Origin of the sequence: Halococcus thailandensis JCM 13552 (assembly GCF_000336715.1) — an archaeon.
Taxonomy (GTDB): domain Archaea; phylum Halobacteriota; class Halobacteria; order Halobacteriales; family Halococcaceae; genus Halococcus; species Halococcus thailandensis.
This window is the reverse complement of sequence record NZ_AOMF01000181.1, coordinates 1-2640: the sequence shown is the minus strand read 5'-3', so window position 1 is coordinate 2640 and position 2640 is coordinate 1. Positions and strand designations below refer to the sequence as shown.

At 52.4% G+C, this 2640-nt stretch carries 2 protein-coding genes; one reads left to right on the top strand and one right to left on the bottom strand.

What is annotated here, in order from left to right; genetic code table 11:
• Nucleotides 1-1384: 1384 nt before the first annotated feature.
• Entirely contained in the window at nucleotides 1385-1747 is a 363-nt protein-coding gene (locus C451_RS19295) for a pro-sigmaK processing inhibitor BofA family protein (RefSeq protein ID WP_007743308.1), read from the top strand.
• Nucleotides 1748-2071: 324 nt separating this feature from the next.
• Here C451_RS19295 and C451_RS22790 read toward each other — a convergent pair whose 3' ends face one another.
• Nucleotides 2072-2422 carry a hypothetical protein gene (locus C451_RS22790; RefSeq protein ID WP_152420511.1) on the bottom strand — a complete coding sequence of 117 codons (351 nt, stop codon included), beginning with the start codon at nucleotides 2420-2422 and terminating at the stop codon, nucleotides 2072-2074.
• Between the last annotated feature and the right edge of the window lie 218 nt (nucleotides 2423-2640).

Here is a 2640-nt window from a genome sequence, read left to right as displayed (position 1 = left end):
TCCATCATATGACTGACTCCATCAATGAAGTCCGGATTCAGGCCCAACCGTTCTGTCCAGCGATTTGATTTTGAACGTGCAACAGGGTAACAGAGAGCACCGAACACGTTTGCGAAAGTTGCGAATCGCGGAATACCTCTCTGGCTGACTATGTTTCTGGCCTCCCAAACGACCCCGAACCGGGCGACTATGAGTCTGGATTAGTCCACTGCCGGGTCTGAGGGCAACTGCACCTCGCCGGTTGCGCGTCGGGAAGAGCACTATCCTGATTCACACATCAAATAGCCGGGTCTTCCGATTTCGATGAGCAACAATGAGCGGAGTCACTCGCTGATTTCGTCCGAAAGTGTGACTGTCGAGAGCGAATTAGGAAACTGGTTTCGGGAAACGGTCAGTGAATCACCCGAGCAGGACACCTTTGGCGAACCGATATGCAAGATACGCGCGCTCTATTCAGCAGTGTTTGTATGAAATTCCGAGTTTCTGGTAGGAGCGATGTGCTGGATAGAGAGGGTATACCTCGCACCGAATCTCTGTTGCTATCTCCTATCAATCCACGTGATTCTTGTCCCGCCAGATTTTGAAGGAGCCGAGATATTTCAAGCGCAACAGAGATTCATGCATATCGAACGGTTCAGTGTCTGAAGCACGATTAACGACTGCCCAAAAAGTAAAAGACGCCAGCAAAAATGAAGGCCCCAACCCCGCCCAGAAGTGCTGATCGATAAAGTGGTTCTTCTCCAAGAATTAGCGACAGACCAACCCAACCAACGAAAACCACGACACCTACAAGAGTAACATACCAAATCCGAGGAAGATCCTTCAACCACTGGTCCACCCTTCTATACTGACTCTGGAGATTATTGATCATACGCTAACTTCGTGTCCCGCTTGTATGTGTCTTCCTTCTGTCGGCAACCAAGTGTCTGCTGACAGGGTGGGCAGATTATGTGTCGCGGGCTAATACTATCGTATATGAGCAGTAACAGTGATTCCCTAAAGAGTACGCTTAGGTTCGTTGCAGAGATGGTACTTCTATTTGGCCTTCCAATAATCGTATTGGGATATTTGGCTGGGATTCTTGCTGGACCCGAGAGTACCGGGTCAGGGCTGCTGATTGGCGCGGTGGTTGGATATATTCTGATACGGTTAAGGAGAGCAGCATACGTCGCAACTGAGTCCTAGCACAAGGCTCTCACGCCCATAGGGGCCGTCGGCGCAGGCGGGATAAGCATGATCTGGCGTTTGCAAGATACGCGCCCTGTATCTTGCACGCAGTTTCTGACAGCTGTGAGAATTGTGTGAAGAGAAAGTATGGGGACTTCTGCGAAACACGATAACAGTAGTGCGGTGGGTTTTTAACCCAATTCAAAGTATTTCTGATATGCCGGTACCTGTCGAGCTTGGCGTGCTCATCCTCGCAATTGTGGGACTGATATTCCTGAAACGGATTATCGGATCACTACGCGCGCTCGCTGCGAACGCAGTGGGTGGGATTGCGACACTCCTGATTGCTAATTGGCTCGGATTCGGTATTCATCTGACTCCACTGACGATTGGGATCGCGATTATCGCAGGGATTCCCGGTGCCTTGCTCGTAGTGTTGCTCTCCATTGGTGGTATCGCGTTCGCTTCCCCAGAAGCCGAGAGCATCGGTCAGATGGTCGCCAACTTTCTCGGAGATCTGCTGAACTGGCTTCTCGATTTGATGATGGACTCTGCGACTAACAACAGTTCGCAGGGTTAAACCCATCATGGACGGTCACACACAGCGACAGAGAAACAGTCGTTTGCCGTGGAAGATCGGTTGCATCAGTGTCGTCGCTCTGTGTCTTCTCGGAAGCAGCGTCGTAGCAGGTGTCGCCGGTCCAGCAACGGCTTCTGTTTCGTCCACTCAGAGCCAAGTTGACCAACCGCTCCCAAACACGCTCACGATTCGCAGTACTGGCGACGAGCGCGTCTCCTACTCTGTCACGGTGAGCGACCGGATCGGTCCGGGATCAGGAGCAGATCTCTCAAACGCAACGCAACCCGATACAGTCTCTCAGACCACGGCTTCTGGATCGACTGCTCAAGGTGGCGTCGACAATTTCACGTTTAGCGGGCGGATCACCGCACTGAATCTCTCTGGCGACGCTGCTGAAGTATCCGTCAACGGTGAGCGAATCGATCCTTCAGCTTTCCCCCAGTCTACGCCCACACCTGCCAATACATCAACGACAGCTACTACGCCTCCATCGACACCAGAAGGCACGCCACCAGCACCACCAACGGTCAATTCGACACCTACGCCGACACCGACACCGACACCGACACCGACACCAAGTCCAACCACGACAACAACACCCATCTCCACTTCTACGCAAGGTCCTACGTCTACGCGAGTATCGAGATCGATACCGACATCGACCCCAACGGCCACAGCGATCCCTTCATCGACTCAGCAGCCGACGACCGCCGCTAGAACGTCTGTAGGTCCCTCTCTTTCGTCCAAAGAGACGAACGTAACCGAAACTCAAACTCGATCCAAGAACGAATCGGGCGTTCTTGGACCCGCTTTCAGTACCTGATTCCGATCCCATGAGTTGTTTTGCGGAATCGGCGTGATTCAGACGTCTATTTCATGCGAATCAGGTAAGC

Coding starts and splice junctions, on each gene's coding strand:
- C451_RS19295 (WP_007743308.1), top strand. CDS start 1,385: ATGCCGGTACCTGTCGAGCTTGGCGTGCTCATCCTCGCAATTGTGGGA.